This is a genomic window from Ruegeria sp. AD11(2025), assembly GCF_056542405.1.
On sequence record NZ_JBQFZU010000096.1, the window covers coordinates 1 to 1700 of the forward strand.

Here is a 1700-nt window from a genome sequence, read left to right on the forward strand (position 1 = left end):
TAGAAGTATTCTACAATCGCCAGCGCCGACACTCCGCCATAGGCTACCAAACCCCCGCGCAAGCATACGAAACCATGGCTTGGAAAATCGCCGCATAGGGTCAATAATTAGTCGGCCCTGAACATATTGCTTTATGCCGCCGCGAGAGCGTGTCGTGGCCGCCGGCAGAGTGAGATCGCAGTCAGGGCGTCGAGTATCCTGCCCCAGATTTGAGGCCAAAGCTTTCTGATATGAGCCAGGATCAGGCGGATGTTGTGGCCGCAGCCGCACAGCACTGCGAAGATGGCATCGCCGAGGGTGCCCTTGAGCGGGCAGCGTCTGAGGCGACCTTCGGATTTCATGTGGCCGATGGTGGGCTCGATTGCGCTTCGCCGGCGGATCAACTTGCGAAGGACTGGTGTGACACCGCGCTTCTGGCCGCTGATAAACACCTGGCTCAAAGTCACGCCATGGCCGCGGTAGCCGCGGTCGACGAAGACCTGGGCGGGGCGGGTGTCGGTGAGGATTTCCACCTGCTCCAGCGCTTCGGCCAGAGTGTGGCCGTCGTAAGGGTTGCCGGGCAGCGACCGAATGCCGACCACAAAGCCCTCGTTCATCGTGGTGGCGACGCTGACCTTGCAGCCGAATTCGTAGCGTTTGTGGGCCTTGCCCTTGGAAATGCAGTCGACCGCGGGTTCGTGTAGCGCGTAGAGCTTGCCCTTGTCCTTCGGTTTTTGCCGCAGTAACCGGGCGGCAAGCTCCAGTTCATCGGCGATACGGGCCATGAGGCCGGGGTCGGCGACCTTCTCGAGTTGCCGCGCGATGTCGCGCATCACGCGGCCGGTATATCCTTTCAATCTTCTCAGTGCCTTGCGCATGCGCTTGAACTGCCGGGCATGGGCGTAGCGGCCGACCTGAGCCGCAAGCCTCGGAGCCAGACGCGCATAGCTCTGGCGGAGCTGTATCCCGGCCTCGCCGGCCAGCTTGACCAACCGTTGCCGGGCGCGTTCGTAGAGCCGAGCGTCGGTGGGATGGGCAATGTCTTTCTCCATCACCGTCGTGTCGACGATGACCCGCCCGACGCTCTTGTCATCTATCGCCCCGGCAGCCTTGCCGGCCTCGATGGTCTTGGTGAGCAGCCATTCGACACCCTCCTCGCCGATCCGTTTCCGCCACCGGGTCAGCGAAGACGGGTCGATCGGGGGGCGATGCTGAAAGAACACCTCGCCGCAGAAATGCTGGTAGTAGGGGTTCTCCACCCAACGCCGGACAACGGCCTCGTCAGACAGGTCATGGGCGTGCTGCAGATACAGAAGCCCGGCCACCAGCCGCGGCGATGTTGCCGGCCGACCGCGGTGCGACGGGAAAAACCCGGACCATTCGCGCTCGAAGAAATCCCAGTCGATATAGCCCTCGAGCTTAACCAGCTCATGGCGCATGTCGATCAGATCGACCAGGCGCGGGCGCAGCAAATCATCCTGTTCCAGCGGTCTCGACTTGGGCTTCATGAGGCAATCCGAAATTGCAAGAAAATCGCCCGCAGAATAGCAAACCCTGCAGCTCAAAAACACACGAAATCAGCATTTCCATCAGAAAATCAGTAGGTTGGGAATTACTCAGGGTCGACTAATTAGCGATCAGTAGGCCTACGCTGGCAAGCGCCCTGTTGGCCGCCCCTTGGGACTTATAGCCAGCCGCATTGGCGATCCGCGCCGCTGGCA

Annotated in this window: 1 protein-coding gene; it reads right to left on the reverse strand. The window is 61.1% G+C overall.

Translation table 11 applies throughout. The features are described 5' to 3' along the window. Positions 1-131 precede the first annotated feature (131 nt). The gene (locus ACR1XY_RS24445) at positions 132-1487 is read right to left on the reverse strand and encodes an IS5 family transposase (RefSeq protein WP_480448282.1); all 1356 of its coding nucleotides are present in this window, start codon (positions 1485-1487) and stop codon (positions 132-134) included. Between the last annotated feature and the right edge of the window lie 213 nt (positions 1488-1700).